The organism is Pseudomonas sp. PS01300 (assembly GCF_029960155.1).
Taxonomy (GTDB): Bacteria; Pseudomonadota; Gammaproteobacteria; order Pseudomonadales; family Pseudomonadaceae; genus Aquipseudomonas; species Aquipseudomonas palmensis.
In genome coordinates this window covers 1-18,556 of the sequence record NZ_JASCPN010000066.1, presented here as the reverse complement: position 1 = coordinate 18,556, position 18,556 = coordinate 1, and the positions used below count along the sequence as shown (strand labels likewise).

At 66.4% G+C, this 18,556-nt stretch carries 19 protein-coding genes; 10 read left to right on the top strand and 9 right to left on the bottom strand.

From position 1 onward, the window contains the following. Positions 1 to 81: 81 nt before the first annotated feature. Together QMX96_RS22940 and QMX96_RS22935 are read left to right on the top strand one after the other, a co-directional pair. Positions 82 to 1,029 (top strand): LysR family transcriptional regulator, encoded by a 948-nt coding sequence (locus tag QMX96_RS22940; protein ID WP_282362520.1) that lies wholly within the window; start codon positions 82 to 84, stop codon positions 1,027 to 1,029. A 73-nt stretch (positions 1,030 to 1,102) separates the two neighbouring features. Next, the gene (locus QMX96_RS22935; RefSeq protein WP_058540854.1) at positions 1,103 to 2,074 is read left to right on the top strand and encodes a D-glycerate dehydrogenase; all 972 of its coding nucleotides are present in this window, start codon (positions 1,103 to 1,105) and stop codon (positions 2,072 to 2,074) included. Positions 2,075 to 2,111: 37 nt separating this feature from the next. Here the strand turns inward: QMX96_RS22935 and QMX96_RS22930 are convergent, their stop codons facing one another. Further along, positions 2,112 to 3,026, bottom strand: coding sequence for a DMT family transporter (locus tag QMX96_RS22930; RefSeq protein WP_054914866.1), 915 nt, complete (start codon positions 3,024 to 3,026; stop codon positions 2,112 to 2,114). A 136-nt stretch (positions 3,027 to 3,162) separates the two neighbouring features. Between QMX96_RS22930 and QMX96_RS22925 the strand changes: the two genes are divergently transcribed. Beyond that, positions 3,163 to 4,038: an AraC family transcriptional regulator gene (locus tag QMX96_RS22925; RefSeq protein ID WP_058540853.1), complete on the top strand. Its 876-nt coding sequence runs from the start codon at positions 3,163 to 3,165 to the stop codon at positions 4,036 to 4,038. 65 nt (positions 4,039 to 4,103) lie between these two features. Here the strand turns inward: QMX96_RS22925 and QMX96_RS22920 are convergent, their stop codons facing one another. The 6 genes from QMX96_RS22920 to QMX96_RS22895 form a co-directional block, all read right to left on the bottom strand. Beyond that, positions 4,104 to 6,518: a TonB-dependent receptor gene (locus QMX96_RS22920; protein WP_282362518.1), complete on the bottom strand. Its 2,415-nt coding sequence runs from the start codon at positions 6,516 to 6,518 to the stop codon at positions 4,104 to 4,106. A 103-nt stretch (positions 6,519 to 6,621) separates the two neighbouring features. Then, positions 6,622 to 7,602, bottom strand: coding sequence for a FecR domain-containing protein (locus QMX96_RS22915; protein ID WP_043859710.1), 981 nt, complete (start codon positions 7,600 to 7,602; stop codon positions 6,622 to 6,624). Continuing rightward, positions 7,599 to 8,162: an RNA polymerase sigma factor gene (locus QMX96_RS22910; RefSeq protein WP_088515556.1), complete on the bottom strand. Its 564-nt coding sequence runs from the start codon at positions 8,160 to 8,162 to the stop codon at positions 7,599 to 7,601. Before QMX96_RS22910 ends, QMX96_RS22915 begins: the two co-directional genes overlap by 4 nt. A gap of 4 nt (positions 8,163 to 8,166) precedes the next feature. Then, complete coding sequence (locus QMX96_RS22905) at positions 8,167 to 8,493, bottom strand: DUF3325 domain-containing protein (protein WP_043859708.1); 327 nt, start codon at positions 8,491 to 8,493, stop codon at positions 8,167 to 8,169. Then, a complete protein-coding gene (locus QMX96_RS22900) occupies positions 8,493 to 10,070 on the bottom strand; it encodes a PepSY-associated TM helix domain-containing protein (protein ID WP_104571956.1) in 1,578 nt (525 codons plus the stop codon). The genes QMX96_RS22905 and QMX96_RS22900 overlap by 1 nt, the downstream gene beginning before the upstream one ends. After that, positions 10,067 to 10,372 (bottom strand): DUF3649 domain-containing protein, encoded by a 306-nt coding sequence (locus tag QMX96_RS22895; RefSeq protein ID WP_043859706.1) that lies wholly within the window; start codon positions 10,370 to 10,372, stop codon positions 10,067 to 10,069. The genes QMX96_RS22900 and QMX96_RS22895 overlap by 4 nt, the downstream gene beginning before the upstream one ends. 201 nt (positions 10,373 to 10,573) lie before the next feature. Between QMX96_RS22895 and QMX96_RS22890 the strand changes: the two genes are divergently transcribed. The 5 genes from QMX96_RS22890 (at position 10,574) to QMX96_RS22870 (ending at position 15,527) form a co-directional block, all read left to right on the top strand. Then, on the top strand, positions 10,574 to 11,074 hold the full coding sequence (locus QMX96_RS22890) for a sigma-70 family RNA polymerase sigma factor (RefSeq protein ID WP_282362514.1): 501 nt from the start codon (positions 10,574 to 10,576) through the stop codon (positions 11,072 to 11,074). Continuing rightward, positions 11,071 to 12,000 carry a FecR family protein gene (locus QMX96_RS22885; protein WP_282362513.1) on the top strand — a complete coding sequence of 310 codons (930 nt, stop codon included), beginning with the start codon at positions 11,071 to 11,073 and terminating at the stop codon, positions 11,998 to 12,000. Before QMX96_RS22890 ends, QMX96_RS22885 begins: the two co-directional genes overlap by 4 nt. Before the next feature lie 89 nt (positions 12,001 to 12,089). Then, complete coding sequence (gene fecA, locus QMX96_RS22880) at positions 12,090 to 14,420, top strand: TonB-dependent Fe(3+) dicitrate receptor FecA (protein ID WP_282362512.1); 2,331 nt, start codon at positions 12,090 to 12,092, stop codon at positions 14,418 to 14,420. A gap of 248 nt (positions 14,421 to 14,668) precedes the next feature. Beyond that, complete coding sequence (locus QMX96_RS22875) at positions 14,669 to 15,082, top strand: HPF/RaiA family ribosome-associated protein (protein ID WP_043860410.1); 414 nt, start codon at positions 14,669 to 14,671, stop codon at positions 15,080 to 15,082. A 136-nt stretch (positions 15,083 to 15,218) separates the two neighbouring features. Further along, complete coding sequence (locus QMX96_RS22870) at positions 15,219 to 15,527, top strand: DUF3509 domain-containing protein (protein ID WP_054914876.1); 309 nt, start codon at positions 15,219 to 15,221, stop codon at positions 15,525 to 15,527. A 7-nt stretch (positions 15,528 to 15,534) separates the two neighbouring features. Here the strand turns inward: QMX96_RS22870 and QMX96_RS22865 are convergent, their stop codons facing one another. Then, on the bottom strand, positions 15,535 to 16,005 hold the full coding sequence (locus tag QMX96_RS22865) for a phosphate-starvation-inducible PsiE family protein (protein WP_043860412.1): 471 nt from the start codon (positions 16,003 to 16,005) through the stop codon (positions 15,535 to 15,537). Positions 16,006 to 16,260: 255 nt separating this feature from the next. Here QMX96_RS22865 and QMX96_RS22860 point away from each other — a divergent pair, with 255 nt between their 5' ends. Then, positions 16,261 to 16,524: a YebG family protein gene (locus tag QMX96_RS22860; protein WP_078479496.1), complete on the top strand. Its 264-nt coding sequence runs from the start codon at positions 16,261 to 16,263 to the stop codon at positions 16,522 to 16,524. Between the two features lie 3 nt (positions 16,525 to 16,527). On the opposite strand, the gene QMX96_RS22855 is transcribed toward QMX96_RS22860, so the two are convergent. Beyond that, positions 16,528 to 17,550 carry a Glu/Leu/Phe/Val dehydrogenase dimerization domain-containing protein gene (locus tag QMX96_RS22855; RefSeq protein ID WP_054914877.1) on the bottom strand — a complete coding sequence of 341 codons (1,023 nt, stop codon included), beginning with the start codon at positions 17,548 to 17,550 and terminating at the stop codon, positions 16,528 to 16,530. A gap of 116 nt (positions 17,551 to 17,666) precedes the next feature. On the opposite strand from QMX96_RS22855, the gene QMX96_RS22850 reads away from it, so the two are divergent. Beyond that, a complete protein-coding gene (locus QMX96_RS22850) occupies positions 17,667 to 18,473 on the top strand; it encodes a tetratricopeptide repeat protein (RefSeq protein ID WP_282362508.1) in 807 nt (268 codons plus the stop codon). The last annotated feature ends 83 nt before the right edge of the window (positions 18,474 to 18,556 follow it).

Genomic DNA, 18,556 nt, shown 5'->3' with positions numbered 1-18,556 from the left:
ACCGCGATAATCCGGCTTTAGTCTGAAGACTGCTTTGGTTACTTCATGTCACAATTCTGTCGTCTTCCTTGAGAGCGCCCCATGGACACCCTGCAAAACATGCGTGCTTTCAGTTGCGTCGCGCAAGTCGGCAGTTTCACCGCCGCTGCCGTGCAACTGGATACGACCACCGCGAACGTGTCGCGGGCGGTTTCCAATCTTGAAGCGCACCTGCAAACCCGCCTGCTCAACCGCACCACCCGGCGCATCGCACTGACCGAAGCGGGCAAGCGCTACCTGATGCGCTGCGAGCAGATCCTCACCTACGTGGAGGAAGCCGAGGCCGAGGCCAGCGACGCGCATGCGCGCCCGGCCGGGCAACTGAAGGTGCACTCGATGACCGGCGTGGGCCAGCATTTCGTCATCGATGCCATCGCCCGCTACCGCGAAACCCACCCCGACGTGACCTTCGACCTGACCATGGCCAACCGCGTGCCTGACCTGCTGGACGAGGGCTACGACGTGTCCATCGTGCTCGCCAGCGAGCTGCCGGACTCGGGTTTCGTGTCGCAGCGCCTGGGCATCACCTACAGCATCGTGTGCGCCTCGCCCGAATACGTGAAGCGCCACGGCGTGGCGCACAAGCCGGCCGACCTGCTCAAGCACGCCTGCCTGCGCATGGTGAGCCCGGTGATCCCGCTGGAAAAATGGCTGTTCGACGGCCCCGATGGCCAGGAGGTGGTGAACATCACCCAGGCGCCCTTCCAGGTGAACTCGGCCGATGCCATGAAGGCGGCGATCCGCAGCGGCATGGGCGTGGGCGTGCTGCCGATCTACTCGGCCATCGACGGCCTGCGCGACGGCAGCCTGGTACGGGTGATGCCCGAGTACCGCCTGCAGGAGCTGAACCTGTACGCGATCTACCCCTCGCGCCAGTACCTGGATGCGAAGATCAAGACCTGGGTCGAGTACCTGCGCAACTCGCTGCCGGAGATCCTCGCGGCCCATGAGGCCGACCTCAAGACCCACGAGCTGCTCATCGCCACCTGAAATCTTGCTGCACAGGGGCGGCGGAGAATGATAGCGTGCTACCCATTCTCCCCTGCCCGCAGCGAGTTCGCCGATGAAAAAGACCGTACTGGCCTTCAGCCGCATCACCGCCCCGATGGTCGAGCGTCTGCAGCAAGACTTCAACGTGATCGTGCCCAACCCCAAGCTGGGCGACATCAATGCCCAGTTCAACGAAGCGCTGCCCCAGGCCCACGGCCTGATCGGGGTGGGGCGCAAGCTGGGCGAAGCGCAGCTGCACAACGCTGAGCAGCTGCAGGTGGTGTCGAGCGTGTCGGTGGGTTACGACAACTACGACCTGGCCTACTTCAACCAGCGCGGCATCGCCCTGACCAACACCCCTGACGTCCTCACCGAAAGCACCGCCGACCTCGGCTTTGCGCTGATCATGAGCGCGGCGCGGCGGGTGGCCGAGCTGGACGCCTGGACCAAGGCCGGCGAATGGAAAGCCACCGTGGGCCCGGCACACTTTGGCAGCGACGTGCATGGCAAGACGCTGGGCATCGTCGGGCTGGGCAACATTGGCGCGGCGATTGCGCGGCGTGGCCGGTTCGGCTTCAACATGCCGGTGATCTACAGCGGCAACAGCCGCAAGACCGCGCTGGAGCAGGAACTGGGCGCGCAGTACCGCAGCCTGGATCAACTACTGGCCGAAGCCGACTTCGTGTGCCTGGTGGTGCCGCTGGGGGCCAACACCAGGCACCTGATTGGCGAGCGCGAACTGAAGCTGATGAAGCCCAGTGCGTTTCTGGTCAACGTATCGCGCGGGCCGGTGGTGGATGAGGCGGCGCTGGTGGCGGCGTTGCAGCAGGGCACGATTCGCGGTGCAGGGCTGGATGTGTACGAGAAGGAGCCGCTGAGCGAATCGCCGCTGTTCCAGCTGGCCAATGCGGTGACCTTGCCGCATGTGGGCTCGGCCACGGCCGAAACCCGCGAGGCGATGGCCAACCGTGCCATCGACAACCTGCGCGCGGCACTGCTGGGCGAGCGCCCGCGCGACCTGGTGAACCCGCAGGTGTGGAAGTAAGGCTGCCATTCGCCAGCAAGGCGGGCTCCTGCAAGGGTTACGCGGCCCTGGTAGGCGCCGGCCTTGCCGGCGAAGGCGTCACCACCCGCCCCTTCCGGAACACCAGCACATTGCCCAGCATCACCAGCACCAGCCCGCCCAGCGCCGGCGCTGTCCACTGGTACCCCTCGTAGAACGCCGACACGTTCAGCGCCACCAGCGGGAACAGCACCGTGCAGTACGCAGCACGCTCCGGCCCCATGCGCCCCACCAGCGTCAGGTACGCGGTAAAGCCGATCACCGACCCCGGGATCACCAGGTACAGCAGCGACCCCACATACCGCACATTCCATTCCATCGCGAACGGAATACCGCTGACCACGCAGTACAGCGCCAGCATTCCTGCCCCGTAGAGCATGCCCCAGGCATTGGTGGTCATCGGCCGCAAGCCGGCCTTCTGCTGCAGGCTCGAGAGCATGTTGCCCGCCGAGAAACACAGCGTACCCAGCAACGCCAGGCCCAGGCCGATCAGGGTTTCGCGGCTGGCCGCATGCCCGGCCAGCTCCGGCCAGAACAGCAGCCCCAACCCGCCCAGCCCCAGCGCCCCACCCGCCAGCACGTTGGCCGCCACCTGCTGCCCGAAGAACACCCGCGCATTGAGTGCGTTCCATAGCGTGGCGGTGGAGAACACCACCGCGATCAGGCCGCTGGGAATCCACTGGCTGGCCGTCAGAAAGCACATGAAGTTCACGCAGAACAGGCACAGCCCCTGCGCCAGGCAGATCAGGTGCCCGCGCCGGTTCATCACCTGCAGGCGCCGCCCGATCAACAGCACGGCAAACAGCACCAGCGCCGCCAGGGCAAAGCGATAGACGATGGACACCGGGATGGCCACCACCCCCAGTTGCAGTTTCAGGGCGATCCAGGTGGTGCCCCAGATCAGCACGGTCAGCAGGTACAACGACAGGTTCATGGCATGCACTCCTCACGACAGCCTGCAGTGTCCGGCGCGGGCCGCCCCGTGCGCTTGCACAAACTTGCGGTTTTTTGCTGGGCGGGGCTGTCAGGCCCTGTGGCCGCGAGTAGGATGGCCGACAGAGGTAGACCCCATGACGCCGCTGGACCAGTTGCAAGTCTTTCAAGCCATGCACGCCTCGCCCAATGCCCGCCTGGAACACAGTGCGCAGCTCGGCGACGAGCTGGTCGCAGCCCTGTGGAACAACCGCCACGACGCCCGCGACTACGAAGCGCCCAGCCACCACACGCTGTCGTGCTATATCGCCGGCGGCACCGGCACCTTTCGCCGGGATCGCCCCGCCGCCAAGGGCGGGCCCGGCAAGCTGTGCATCCTGCCGGCCGAGCACGCCTCGAACTGGGTGATCAATGGCAGCATCCGCCTGGCGCACCTGTACATCAGCCAGGCGCAGTTCGCCCTGGCCTGCACCCGCCTGCTGGACCGCGAACCGCGCGAGGTGCAACTGCACGAAGCGACCTTCATCGACGACCCGGAGCAGGCGCTGCGCTTTGGCCGGCTGATCGAGCTGAACTGGGACGAGCCCGGCGAGCGCCTGCTGACCAGCAGCCTGGCCCACGAGATTCTCGACCATGCGGTGCTCAACCAGGTGGGGCTGCGTCGGGGGCTGCGCCTGAAGGGCGGGTTGGCGACGCATCAGCGCCGGCTCCTGGCCGACTACATCGAGGCGCACCTGGAGCAGGCGATCAGCCTGGGTGAGCTGGCGTTGCTGTGCAACCTGTCGCACTACCACTTTGCACGGATGTTCCGCGCAAGCTTCGGCCTGCCGCCGCACCAATACCTGCTGGCGCGGCGCCTGGCCCGGGCACGCCAGTTGCTGCGCTGTGGCGACGGGGCGTTGGGCGAGGTGGCATTGGCGTGCGGGTTCGCCAGTGCCAGCCATTTCAGCAATCGCTTCAGGCAGGTGGTGGGGGCCACGCCGGGGGATTATCGGTTGGCCATGCGCCGCTGATCGCGGGTCAAGCCCGCTCCCACAGGGCCCCCACCGCCCTCACGGTGGGTGTTCTTCCTGTGCTCTCAGAACTCCAGCGTACTCGACAGGCTCACCTGCCGCGCATCCCCCACTGCCACGAAGTAGCGGTTCACCGCCGAGCTGTAGTAGGTCTTGTCGAACAGGTTCTTCACATTCAGCTGAAAGCGCACCTTGTGCTCATCCAGCCGGGTTTCATAACTGGCGAACGCATCCGCCACGGTGTACGCCGGCAGGTCGAAATCGTTCTCCGCATTGCCGGCCCGCTCGCCCACATAGCGCGCCCCGGCGCCGACCCGCAGGCGATCACCACCGAACAGGCTGCCCACGTCATACACCGCCGACAGCGACCCGGTATGCCGCGCCACGTTCTGCAGGCGGTTACCCTTGAGCTTGGGGTCCTGGGACACTTGGGCGTCGGTGAAGGCATAGCTGCCGATCAGGCTCCAGCGCTCGCTCACCTGCCCGGTGAGGTCCATCTCCAGGCCGCGCGACTTCACTTCGCCGGCGCTGCTGTACAGGGTGTCGCCGGTGGCCGTGTCGAAATTGGCCACCAGCACGTTCTGCTTGGTGATGTCGAACAACGCCACGCTGCCGGTGATCGCCCCCGGCAGGTCGAGCTTGGCCCCCAGCTCCCACGACTTGCCCTCTTCGGGGGCAATCGAGGAATCCAGCACCAGGCCACCGGTCATCGGCGCGATGCTGGAGTTGGGCTTGAACGACTCGGTGTAGCTGCCATAGAACGACAGCGTGTCGTCGACCTTGTACACCAGCCCCGCACGCGGCACCCAGGCCTGGCCGCTGTTGTCGGTGTTGGCCTTGAACGGCCGGCCGCGACCGGCGTACTGGTCGAACTGCTGATAGCGCGCACCGGCCACCAGAATCCAGTGCTCGTCGAGGTGGATCGAGTCCTGGAAGAACAACGCGTTGCTGCGCAGCTTGTCGGTCTGGTCGCTGTCGCTGTCGCGCACGGCGGTGCCGGGCTGGACCTGGCCGTACACCGGGTCCAGGTAATCGAAGGTGTTGCGGGCGCCGCGAATCAGGTCGGCACGAAACACCTTGCGGTACTCGTCATCCACCCCCACCAGCACGTCGTGCTGCATGCCTGCCAGTTGCAGCTTGCCGTCCAGGCTGACGGTGGCGAAGCGGTCGCTGCTCAGGGCGCCACGGGTGCCGTCCAGGTTGCGCGTGAGGGTGCCCTTGGCAGGGTCAACCGCGGTGACGCGCACCTGGCTGGCATCGTAGGTTTCGCGGTTGAAGCTGTAGCCGAAGTGGAGTTTCCAGTCATCGGCAAGCTGATGGTCGACCTCCAGGCGGTACAGGTCCGAGCGCCCTTCCATGTTGTTGAAGGGCTCGTCCAGCCGACGTGTGCTGGGGATGTTCAGCGGGTGGTTGGTGCGCGGGTCGATGGCCGTGCCGCGGTCGAACGGGTACAGGAACTCGCGGTGCTCATAGGCCAGTTGCACCTGGGTGTCTTCGCCGAACCAGGCCAGCGACGGCGCCACCAGCGTCTCGCGGTGGGTGCCGAAGTTGCGCCAGTAGTCTTCGTCCTCGTGGTCGAGCACCAGGCGGTAGGCGAAGTTGCTGTCGCCCGGCGCGCCGGTACTGTCGAGCCCGCCACCGCTGCCGTTCTTGCCGCTGCCATAGCTGGAACCGCGCAGGTTCACGGCGTTGTAGCGCTGCAGTTGCGGGCGCTTGCTGACCACGTTGATCACCCCGCCCGGGTCCTGGATGCCGTACAGCAGCGAGGCCGGGCCCTTGAGCACTTCGACCCGCTCGGTGCTGGCATTGAGGCTGCGCCCCTGCACCAGCGGCATGCCGTCACGCATGATCGAGCCGTCGCGGTTGTCGCCGAAGCCGCGCTTCATCACGGTGTCGGCGGTGGCGCCGAAGTTGTTGCCCTGGGTGATGCCGCTGACGTTGCTCAGCGCATCGTCGAGGTTGCGCGGCGCCTGGTCGGCGAGCACCTGGGCCGGCACCACGTTGATGGCCTGGGGGATCTCCAGGTTCGGCACCTGGCTGCGCATGATCGCGCTGGTGGCCGGCGGCTGGTAGCTGCCGACGCTATCCTGCTGGGACGAGACCGTGGTGGGCTCGAGGTTGAGTGCACCGGCCTGGGCCAGCGGTTCGACGGTGAGGGTGCGCGCATTCACGCGGCGGTAGGTGAAGCCGCTGTTGCCCAGCAGGCGCTGCAGGGCCTGCTCGGCACTGAACGTGCCCGTCAGGGCCGGCGCGGCAAGGCCGGGCAGCTCGACGGTGTAGACCACGCTCAACCCGGTCACCCGGCTGAAGTCGTTGAGCGCCTGGGGCAAGGGTTTGCTGGGCTGGGCAAAGCGATACACCTGCTCGACCTGCTGCGCCGCCACCGCCTGGCTCACGCCCGCCCCCAGCGGCAGCCACGCTGCCGCCCCAAGCCCGATTGAAACGCAACGCACCAACGATGATTTTGCCCTGAACTTCATGCCGTCGACCTGTGAGTGAACCTGTTTCATGCGAATGAATCGCACTTTCAATCACTACACGGTTGTCGCACGTACTTACCTCACCGGGCCGTGAAAATATTTTTCAGCGCAGCAGCGTGACCCGCCCGAGCAGGGTCTTGCGCTGGAAGCCGGCCACCGCCCCCAGGGCGTCCAGCGCCGCCAGCGGGTCGGCGGCGGGGAAGCTGCCGCTGACCTTGCGCGCCGCCAGGGCGTCGTCCAGCAGCACGATGCGCCCGGGGTAATGCCGCGCCAGGTCGTCGACCACCTGCGCCAGCGGCGCCTGGTAGTAGTTGAGCCAGCCCTGGCGCCAGGCCAGGCGGTTCTCGCTGTCCACGCCCTGCACTGCACCGGCCAGGCCCTGGGCGTACTCCACCTGCTGGCCGGCCGTGAGCACCTGCTGCGCCTGCCCCGGCGCCGGCGTGACCCCGACCTTGCCCGAGAGCACGGTAACGGTGGTGCCCTGGGGCTGGCGACGCACCTCGAACCGGGTACCCATCACCCGCACCTCGCCGCCATCGGCCTGCACGGTGAACGGCGCACCGGTATGCGTCACCTCGAAGAACACCGCGCCGCGCCGCACCTGCACGCGACGCTGCCCACCGCTGAAGTCCACGTCGATGGCGCTGTCGGCATCCAGCAGCAGGTGCGACTGGTCGGCCAGGGTCACGGCCTTGAGCTCGCCCACCGCGGCCACGTAATCGGCGCCCAGGTCATCGACCCAGTTGGCCGGGTGCCAGCCCGCCCCCATCGCCACGCCCAGCACCACGCTGGCAGCCAGTGCCAACCCGGCCACACGGGCCGGCCAACGGCGCCGAGGCCGGTCCATCGCGCGCAGGTAGGCCTCCAGTGCCGGGGCGTCTTCGGCGGCCAGGCGTGCTGCAGGCGCGGCGGTCTGCTGCCACAGCGCCTGGGCCTGGCGCCAGGCCTGCGGGTGCGCAGGGTCGGCCAGCAACCAGCGCTTGAACGCGGCGCCCTCGGCACGCGCGGGCTGCTGGTTGATCTGGCCGAGCCAGGCGAGCGCGGCCTGCTGCTGTTCGGCGGTAGGTGGGGCTGGAGCGTTCATCGCGGGGCATTCCCTGGCTTGCGGGGCACGGCAGGCTCGGCGGCGATACTCGCCTTGCAGGCCTCGAGGGCACGCATCATATGTTTTTCCACGGCGCTTTGGGACAGGCCCATGGCCCGCGCAATGTCGGCATAGGTGCGGCCATGGATACGGTTGAGCAGGAAGATCTGGCGGGTGCGCTCGGGCAGCTCGCGCAGGGCAGCCTCGATCCGACGCAGGTCGCTGTCGGCCTCCAGCGCGGCCTCGGGCTCGCTGGCATGGTTGTCTTGATGCGGCGCCAGCAGGCTGTCGTTGACCCGCTCGCGGGCGCCTTGGCTGCGCAGGTGGTCGATGGCGATATTGCCGGCGCAGCGCAGCAGGTAGGTGTCCAGCGCCTCGACCTCGACCTGCGGGCGACGCCAGAAGCGCAGGAACAGTTCCTGCACCAGGTCGGCGGCGGTGGCCCGACAGCCCACGCGGCGGCTGACCAGGCGCTCCATGCGCGCACGCTGGGCCACGAACACCTGCACGAAACGTGCGCGGCCCGGGGCGTCGTCGTGGCTGTCGAGCGGCTCGCTCATCGTTTCAGTACGGCGCCAGCAGTGCCAGCGGCGCCAGCACCAGGCTGGCCGCGGCCAGGCCCAGCAGCAGGCGCGGGGCGTAGGGAAGGACGAACACCCACGCGCACAAGCCGCCCATCACTACCGCGCTCAGCTCCACCAGGCCCATGGCCCAGCCGCTGTGACGCACCGCCAGCCCCAGTGCCACGGCGATCAGCAACCAGCCGCCCATGCGCAGGCCACGCAGGCGGCGGGGCGTGGGCTTGTGCCCCAGCAGGTCGGTGTAATGGCGCTCCATGGCCAGGCACAACGCCGCCACTGCGGCAAAACCGAACAATGCGATGGCCAGCATCACTGCACCTCGCTTTCGATCAGCGGTGCGGCCCTGGGCGTGCGTGCCGCGCGCTTGGGCGCCAACACCTGCGGGCGCAGCATCTTGCGCGCCATCCAGGCCAGCAGCAGGCCACAGCCCAGCGCCGTGAAGTCGAACCCGGCAATCATCCAGTCGCCCTGGGCGATCGCAGGCAGCAGGCCGGTGCCGGTGGTCAGGGCGTTGAGCACCGGTAAGGCGGCGAACAGTACCGCGCCCAGCAGCAGTTGCTCGCCCCAGGCGCGGCGCCCGGAGCGCAACAGTGCGTGCAGCAGCGCCAGGCCCCAGACGGCAAAGAAGCTGTCGACCTCAAGATCGGCACGTCCTTCAAGGGCCACCGGCAACAGGCGGTTGGCCCAGAAGAACGCCGCCACGGCGAGGATCAGCCCGCTCATGCTGGCGATGTTGAGCACCTCGACCAGACGCAGCTCGAAGGGCTGGGTGCCGCTCTTGGCGTGCTTGAGCTGGCGCTTGCCCAGCCACATCACCAGCCCCGTGCCGATCACGGCAGTGCCGGCCAGGCCGAACACGAAGTACAGCCAGCGCAGCGTCGGGCCGGCGAAGTGGCCCATGTGCAGGCCGTACATACCGGCGGCAATCACCAACGGTGTGCTCTGCTCGCCCGGGGCCTTGAGCGGGGTGCCCTGCACGCCGTCGAACAGCCAGCCGGCGCCGCGGTTCTGGGCGATGCCCTCGTTGCTGGCACGCACCAGGCGCACCCGTGCGTTGAGGTCGCCGGGGTTCTGCACCTCGACCCAGCTGATCTCGCTGCCGGGCGCCTGCTGGCGCGCCTGGGCATACAGCTGCGCCAACGGCACCAGCGGTGCCGGGGTGCCCGCCGGCTTGACCGGCTCGTCGCGCGAAAACAGCTCGTTGTAATAGGCCTGGAGGTTGTCGCCATACATCGTGCTGATGCTGGCCGGCATCACCATGGCCATGAAGATCACCAGGCTGCTGTAGCTGATCATCAGGTGGAACGGCAGCACCAGCACGCCGATCGCGTTGTGGCCGTCGAGCCAGGAACGCTGGCCCTTGCCGGGGCGGAAGGTGAAGAACTCCTTGAAGATCTTCTTGTGGGTGATGATGCCGGTGACCAGCCCCACCAGCATCATCAGCGCGCAGAAGGTCGACAGCCAGCGGCCCCACGGGTAGGGCATCTGCAACTGGAAGTGGAAGCGGTAGAAGAACTCGCCGCCGCTGCTGTCGCGCGGGTGCAGTTGATTGCCGGTGGCGGGGTCGAGGATCTTTTCGTTGAAATCGCGCCGGCCGGCGCCGGGTGCACGCCAGCCCACGCGCAGGGTCGGGTCGCGTGCTTCGGGCAACTGGATGAACCAGCTGCCGGCATCGGCGGCGTTGGTTTGCAGGTAGCGCTGCGCCAGGCTCAGGCTGGCGGTGGTGTCGAGGGTGCGGTACGGGATCTCCGGCTGGGTCCAGTGGCTGATTTCGCTCTTGAAGTACGACAGCGTGCCGGTGAGGAAGATCGCGAACAGCAGCCAGCCGAAGATCAGCCCGGCCCAGGTGTGCAGCCAGGCCATGGCCTGGCGAAAGCCTTCTTTCATGGGGTTTGCATCCAGTAGGCCAGGCCGTTGATGGCGGCCAGCGCGGCGCCGGGCAGCAGCACCCCGAGCCAGGCATGCCAGGCGCTGCGACAGGCGAAGCACCAGAGGATCGCCACCAGGTAGAACAGAAACGACAGCATCATGCCGGTGACGACCGCGTCGGCCTTGGGCATGGGCAGCAACAGGGTGATGCACACGCTGGCCATGGCCGCCAGCAGGTAACCGCCGAGCAGCGCCGCGAGGCTGCGCGAGGTCACGGCCAGGCGATAACTGAAGGGCAGCCCGGCGGCTTTGCTTTTCATGACAGCGGGTCCAGTGTGAGGAGGGGCGTAATATTAATGATTAATATTCGCAGATGCAAAGACACCGCTTCAAACGGCCCTGAAGAAGCAGATCGGTGGTATGGCCGCTTGCAGCGGGTGGCTTGAAGCCTGTGGCGTCAAATCCTACAATGCGAACAATTCTTATTCTTTTGCGCATCCCCCGGCGCCGGAGTTGTCACGGTGCCCAGTGCCCAGCCCGCCCCTGCTTCGCTCGAAGGCCTCTACAGCGCCCATCACAACTGGCTCACCGGCTGGCTGCGACAGCGCCTGGGCTGCCCGCACAGCGCCGCCGACCTGGCCCAGGACACCTTCATGCGCCTGCTGCAGGCGCGCGAAACACCAACGCTCAACGAACCTCGCGCCTTCCTCACCACGGTGGCCAAGCGCGTGCTGTTCAACCACTACCGCCGCCAGGACCTGGAACGCGCCTACTACCAGGCACTGGCCCAGCTACCCGAAGCGGTGGCGCCTTGCGAAGAATATCGCGCGATCATTCTGGAAACCCTGATCGAACTCGACCGGCTGCTCGACGGCCTGCCCGTGGTGGTCAAGCGCGCCTTCCTGATGGCCCAGGTCGACGGCCTGGGCTACGCCGACATCGCCCGGCAGCTGGGCATTTCGCTGGCCACCGTGAAGCGCCATCTGAACAAGGCGGCCATGCGCTGCTACTTCGCCCTGTGAACGCCCAGGAATTCTCGCCAAAGGTGGCAGAACAGGCGGTGCACTGGCTGATCGAACTGCAGGGCGGTGCCCTCGACAGCCGCCAGCAACTGGCCATGGAGCGCTGGCTGCAGGCCAGCGAAGAACACCGCCGCGCCTGGGAACACATACAGCGGGTCAATCAGCGCCTGCGCGGGCTGTCTTCGCCACTGGCGCACGCCGCCCTGCAGGCGCCACGCTCGGCCAGCCGGCGGCGCGCGCTCAAGGCGCTGTTGCTGCTCGGGGTGGGCGGCGCCTGCGGGCTGGCCCTGCAGCAGCACAACCCGCTGCCGCCCCTGCTGGCCGACTACCGCAGCCCGCTGGGCCAGCGCCGCCAGATGCGCCTGGGCGACGGCACGCACCTGCACCTGAACACCGCCAGCGCCGCCGACGTGCGCCTGGACCGCGAACAGCGGCTGATCCACCTGCTCGAAGGCGAACTGCTGCTCAATGTGGCCGACGACCCCCGCCCCCTGCGCGTGGTGACCGGCAACGGCCTGCTGCAGCTGTCGAGCGGGCGCTTCAACGTGCGCCAGTGGGCCGACCACAGCCAGGTGGCGGTGCTGCAGGGCCGGGCGATGCTTGCCGGGCATGCGCTGGAAGCCGACCAGCAGGCGCGTTTCGACGGGCCACGCTGGGGCGCCACCCATGCGGTGGATGCCAACACCGGCGCCTGGGTCGACGGCATGCTGGTGGCTGCGCATACGCGCCTGGGGGACTTCATCGACGACCTGGCCCGCTACCGTCGCGGCCAGCTCACGTGCGATCCGGCGGTGGCCGACCTGCTGCTGTCGGGCAGCTACCCGCTGGCCGACAGCGAACGCATCCTGGACCTGCTGGAGGTGTCGCTGCCGGTGCGCGTGCGGCGCTTCACCCGCTACTGGGTCACGGTAGAAGCCCGCGCCTGAGATTATTTTCAGAACCTTGAGCCGTTTTTTCATCTCGCGTGACAGAGAAGGCAGAACCCTTTGCCCCGACCTTCTCAAGGACCCTTTGCATGCCGCTTCGCCTAAGCCCCCTCGCCCATGCCCTGCTGCTGGGCGCCAGCCTCACCTTCGGCGCCGTTGCGCCCCTGCACGCCGCCCAGGCACGCACCTACCACATCGCCCCGATGTCGCTGGAAGACGCCCTGAACTTGTTCGGGCGTGAAAGCGGCGTGCTGATCTCGTTCGGCTCGCAGGTGACCCAGGGCGTGAAAAGCCGCGGCCTGGAAGGCGATTACTCCATTGCACAGGGCCTGGCCGCGCTGCTTGAAGGCACCGGCCTGCAGGCCCGCGCCGAAGGCGACAACGCCTACAGCCTGCAACCGCTGGCCCCGGCCGCCGGCGCGCCGCTGGAGCTGGGCAGCTCCAGCGTGGTCGGCGACTGGCTGGGTGAAGCCACCCAGGACAACGTGTTCGAACACCCCGGCGCACGGGACGTGATCCGCCGTGAAGAGTTCGAACGCACCGGCGCCAGCAGCGCACGGGAAGTGCTCAACCGCATCCCCGGGGTGAATGCGCCGGAAAACAACGGCACCGGCAGCCACGACATGGCGCTGAACTTCGGCATTCGCGGGCTCAACCCGCGCCTGGCCTCGCGCTCCACGGTGCTGATGGACGGCATTCCGGTGCCGTTTGCGCCCTATGGCCAGCCACAGCTGTCGTTCGCGCCGATCAGCCTGGGCAACATGGACGCGGTGGACGTGGTGCGTGGCGGCGGCGCCGTGCGCTACGGGCCCCAGAACGTGGGCGGCATCGTCAACTTCGTGACCCGCGCGATCCCCGACCAACCCACGCTGAAGGCCGGCCTGCAGACCCAGACCAGCCCCTCCTCCAGCCACGACGGTTTCAAGAGCAGCGCCAACCTGCTGGCCGGCGGCACCGCCGACAACGGCCTGGGCGGCGCGATCCTGTATTCGGGCACCCGCGGTGGCGACTGGCGCGAGCACAGCGACACGCAGATCGACGACCTGATCCTCAAGGGCAAGCTGCAACTGGACGAGGCCAACAGCCTGCATGCCATGGCGCAGTACTACGAGGGCGAGGCGCAGATGCCCGGCGGCCTCAACGTGGCCGACTACGACGCCGACCCGTACCAGTCGACCCGCCTGCAGGACAAGTTCTGGGGCCGGCGCACGATGTTCAACGCCGGTTACGACTACAAGGAAGGCGAGCGCCAGTTCAGCGTCAACAGCTTCTTCACCAAGACCCTGCGCAGTGGCTACCTGGTGCAGAACAGGTCGATCTCGCTGTCGCCGCGCGAGTACTGGGTGCGCGGCATCGAAACCCGTTTCACCCAGGGCTTTGCGCTGGGCGACAGCCACCACGAGGTGGGCCTTGGCTACCGCTACATCAACGAGGCCGGGCACGAGCTGCGCTACATGGAGAGCGTCAGCGCCGGCCAGTTGCCGACCACCTCCAGCCCCAACGACCGCGACACCCGTGGCGGCACCGATGCCCATGCGCTGTTTCTGGATGACCGCATCGACATCGGCCAGTGGACCATCACCCCGGGTATCCGCTACGAGATGATCAAGTCGCAGCAGAGCAACAAGCTCAAGGGCCTGGAATACAAGGGCGACTACAACACCGCGTTGCCGGCGCTGAACGTGATGTACCACCTGAGCGACAGCTGGAACCTCTACGCCAACACCGAGGGTTCGTTCGGCAGCGTGCAGTACAGCCAGATGCCCAACCGCGTGAACCAGGGTGAAGTGAAGCCCGAGAAGGCCCGCACCTGGGAGCTGGGCACGCGCTACGACAACGGCAACCTGCAGGCCGAGGCCGGGCTGTTCCTGATCAATTTCGACAACCAGTACGAAAGCAACCAGACCACCGACGACGTGATCGCCCGTGGTGAAACCCGCCACCAGGGCCTGGAAACGAGCTTGAAGTACGCGCTGGACGGCCTCACGCCGGCGCTGGCCGGGTTCGATGTGTACGCCAGCTATGCCTTCGTTGACGCGACCATCCGCGAAGATGGGCCGAACAAGGGCAATCGTGTGCCGTTCTCCTCCAGGCACAAGGGCACGCTGGGGCTGGGTTACACCGATGGGCCGTGGAAGCTGAACCTGGACAGCACCTACCAGAGCAGCCAGTTCGCCGACAACGCCAACACCTCGGCCCAAAGCGCAGACGGCGCGGCCGGGCGCATCCCGGGCTACATGCTGTTCAGCAGCCGCGCCGGCTATGACTTCGGGCCGCAGCTGTCGAACCTGAACGTGGCGGTGGGGGTGAAGAACATCTTCAACCACCAGTACTTCACGCGCTCGTTCGACGACAACAACAAGGGCAAGTATGTGGGTGAGCCACGGACGGTCTATCTGCAGACATCGGTCGCTTTCTGATCGGTAGCGCCTGCTTCGCCGGCAAGGCCGGCTCCTACAGGAGCGCACCTTGCCGGGGGGTCGCGTATTGACTCAGGACACCCCCAGACAACCTTTCACGTGTTTAATTGCCACAAAATATTTTTCTTCTTCAAGCACTTGAAAAGTTCTGCCAACTGCCTGACCTTGTAGTCAAGAGGCGATGATTTCCACAGGCCGCAATGGCCCGCATCGTTCTCTTGCGAGCTAGCTGAATAAGGGATTGAACTATGCAAATCCAAGTCAACAGCGACAACCATATCCAAAGCAGTGCCCGTCTCGAAGAGTGGGTACGCACTACGGTAGAAAGCACGCTCGAACGCTACGAAGAAGACCTCACCCGCATCGAAGTCCACCTGCGCGATGAGAACGGCGACAAGCCAGGCCCCCACGACATGCGCTGCCAGATGGAGGCACGCCCCAAAGGCCATCAACCGATTTCCGTCAGCCACAAGGCCGATAGCCTGGAGCAGGCCATCGAAGGCGCCGCGACCAAACTCGAGCATTCCCTCGAGCACCTGTTCGGCAAACTGCGCGGCAAACGCGGCGTGACCCAGAAGGTCGCAACCGCCCCGGCAGCCGATGCCCTGCTGCAGGAAGAATTCCTGGAGAACGAGCAAGCCCTGCAGGCCCGTCAGGCCTGACAGCCTAGGCAATGAAAGAAGGCGAGCCACGGCTCGCCTTTTTTACTGACCACTCGGCACCTGCCCCGCAACGTCACCTGAACCAACCTGGCCAGGGCCCGGTCAATCAGAACATGTCTTTGCCAGGTACAGCCCCATGGTCAACCCCTTCCAACAGATCAACGCTGCATTTGCCGACACCTACCGGGTCAACCTGAGTATCGAGCGGCTCGATGGCAGCATCATGCTGACCCTGTCCGACGATCAGGGCGTGGTGGCCAAGCGCCTGATCAGCCCGGCCCAGCGCAATGACCCCAAGCGTCTGGCGCGCCTGATCGAGAGCGTGCGCTTTGGCATTGCCATCGAGCAGGGCCACAGCGCCATGGAGATTCTGGCCAGCATGACCCGCGACGGTGCACGCACCCCGGGCCTGCGCGCCGCCAGCGAGCGCCGCGCGGGGGCGTGAGCCAAGGCTACTTGGCCTCTTCGATTTCCTTGCCGCTGGCGTCGATGGCCTTGGTGGAGGGGTAGCGCGACGAGGCGTAGCGCACCACCAGGATCGAGAACGACAGCAGCAGGATCCCGCCGCACACATACAGCAGGCCCACGTCGGGGGCCTTGTGGTGCGACACGTCGCCGATCAGCAGGCGCGTAAGCGCGGTGATCGCCACGTACAAAAGGAAGCGGATGGGCATGTGGTTGGTCTTGAAGTAGATCCCCACCATCGCCCCCAGCTCCAGGTAGATGAACAGCAGCAGGATGTCATCGACGCTCACCCCACCCTTGCCGATCATCTCGATGAATGCCGACACCGCCGCATAGGCGGTGATGGCACCGATGCCGAACAGTGCCAGGTAATGAAAGGCCTCCACGCACAGGTTGCCCAGCGAATCCGCCGAGCCATGCAGGCCCTTGCGCACTTTTTCAGCCCATTTGATGTTCACGATGCGAATTCCTTGGAAACGACGAAGGGAGGATGCGCCACCCAGGTGACGCTTTGCCTGCATGCAGTAAAAAGGCCAGCGGCACAGCTTGAGAAGGCGACCGATTGCCGCAAGACACCCGTCACCCCACCATTGCGAGCAAATTGGGCTATAAAAATGCCACTACCCAAACGTGGTGGTTTGCCTTATGCTTTTACCTGTATAAAAACACAGTACTCGTACACATCAATTATCGAAAGGCATGTGAGGTGATGAATGGCCGTCGAAGTGGTATACCGCAGCAGCCGCGATCTGGAGCGCTTGTTCATGGATAAAGCTGAAGCAGACCGTCACGACAAGATGCTCGAGCTGGCCGAACTGCTCGCCGAGGTACTGCTGAAGGCCGTGCCGTCGCTGAGCGAACAGCAGGTCGAGGAAGCGGGTATCTACATGGCGAAGAACCGCGATGTGTTCGCCAAGGCCTTCAAGAGCCAGCCCGACGCGTTGTCCGAGCTGCTTGCCGAGCAGCCCGCCGAGTAGGCATCAGGCGTTGTACACCAGCTTCTCGGCCAGTTGCTGGGCCACGCGGGCCGGCGAACTCTTCTCGGCCTGGGCGTGGGCGAAGACCTCGGTCAGCCGCGTGGGGATGCGCGCCAGGTGCGCGGTGATGGTGCCAAGGTCCTGGCCCTGGTGGGTCAGCGCCACGTAGATCAGCCCGCCGGAATTGATGATGTAGTCCGGGGCATACAGAATGCCGCGGGTTTCGAGCTGGTCGGCGACCTGAAGGTGGGTCAGCTGGTTGTTCGCCGAGCCGGCCACCGCGGCACAGCGCAGCTGCATGACGCTCTGGCTGTTGAGCACCGGGCCCAGCCCGCACGGCGCAAAGATGTCGCAAGGCGTGCTGACCAGCGCTTCGCTGGCCACCGGCAGCGCATTCAACTGCTCCATGGCCAGTTGCACCCGCCCCGGGTCATGGTCGCTGACCAGCAGTACCGCCCCCGCCGCATGCAACTGCTCGGCCAGGGCAAACCCGACATTCCCCAACCCCTGCACAGCCACGCGCAACCCTTCCAGGTTGTCGGTGCCCAGGCGCGCCATCGCCGTGGCGCGGATGCCGGCGAACACGCCCATGGCCGAATGCGGCGAAGGGTCGCCGGCGGTGGTGGTACTGGTGACGTGCCGGGTGCTCTGGGCGATGCAGTCCATGTCCAGGGTCGAGGTGCCGCTATCGGTCGCGGTGATGTAGCGCCCCTCCAGGCTGTCGACGAAGCGCCCGAAGGCCTCGAACAGCGCAGCGCGGTTTTCCACATGGGGGTTGCGGATGATCACCGCCTTGCCACCGCCCAGCGGCAGGCCCGCCAGGGCAGCCTTGTAGCTCATGCCCTGGGCCAGGCGAATGGCATCGGTCATTGCGGTGTCGTCGTCCGGGTAAGGCAGATAGCGACAACCGCCCATGGCCGGGCCCAGCCGCTGGTTGTGAATGGCGATCACCGCCTTGAGGCCCGTGGCCGGGTCGACGCACAGGTGCAGTGAGTGGGTGCGCGTGCTTTGCATGAGAGCGAACATTGCCCAGCCCTCGTGAGTCAGTGCTCCCACCAGTATAGGCGGCGCGAAGGCACACGTTGCGGCACTGGACGAACGCCCCTGCCGGCGCTACAACAGAAGCTTGAGCGGAGACTGCCATGACCCCACGCCAAGCCTGCCTGGCCTGCCTGGAACGCAACCCCGCCGACCTGTTCGAGGCGGCGCTGTGGATCGCTGCCGAACACGATGCCAGCGTGCAGCCGGCCCAGGTGCTGGGCGAGTTGCAGCTCGTGCAGCAGCAGGTCAGCCAGAGCCTGCCCATGCTGCCGGTGAGCGAACTGGCGCAGCCGTTGCTGCGGGCGCTCAGCGCGGCGGGCTTCCAGCAGGACGAATATCACCCATTGCGCCCGCAGGCGGCGCTGCTGAACAAGGTGCTGCAACGTCGTCGCGGACAACCGCTGGCACTGGCGATCCTCACGCTGGAGCTGGCCCGCGGGCTGTCGATACCACTGGAGGGGGTGAATTTTCCGGGGCATTTCCTGTTGCGCGTGCCGGGGGCCGATCACCTGCTGGACCCCTGCGGCGGGCGCCGGTTGTACCCGGCCGATTGTCGCGAGTTGCTCAGCCGCCAGTTCGGCCCGCAGTTGCCGTTGAACGCCGAGCATCTGGTGACGGCCAGCGCACAGCAGATGCTGCAACGACTGTCGCGCAACCTGCGTCAGTTGCATGCGAGCAATGATGATGACCTTGCGGCGCTGAAGGATGCCGAGCGGGTGTTGTTGCTGGGCTCGGCCAGCGCCAGCGACTACCTGGCGCGGGCGACACTGTATCAGCGGCTGGATTGCCCGCAGGCAGAGCGGTTTGACCTGGAGCATGCGCTGATGCTGACGGATGACCCGATCCAGCGGTTGCGCCTGACCGAGCGGCTGAGCCACCTGCCGCCGCCGACGCCTTCGGTGCACTGAAAGCTTCGCCGGCCAGGCCGGCTCCTACACGGGCCGCGCAGCGCCTGCAGGGGCCCGCCAGGCCGGCGCATGGGCCATCAGGG